We start from the raw sequence: 250 nt of genomic DNA on the forward strand, positions 1-250 counted from the left end.
AGAACGAAAGTTCCGGGCTTTTTTGTACATGTGCATTTGATGAGCAGTACTTACGAATTATGGAACAAGAACAAGAATCCGGCACTTACTGCGGCATCATCGAAAAGCAGTTGATCACAGCCATTTGCCCTCTGCGCGCCGGACGCGGTTGCATGTGGAAACATCGGGAGTCCGGACGATGCATGTTTGGAACAAGGTTGGCAGACGACGTTGATGAGGACATGACTATGAACGAATACGCGACCATTGT

The 250-nt window shown here is 48.8% G+C and carries 1 protein-coding gene; it reads left to right on the top strand.

Annotated features, from left to right (window positions below; genetic code table 11):
- Window positions 1-59: 59 nt before the first annotated feature.
- Window positions 60-250: hypothetical protein (locus tag AC1RPW_RS08600; protein ID WP_481769546.1), on the top strand; the 191-nt coding region annotated here is incomplete at its 3' end.

Source organism: Dellaglioa sp. CoH-55-MRSF-8, assembly GCF_056782195.1.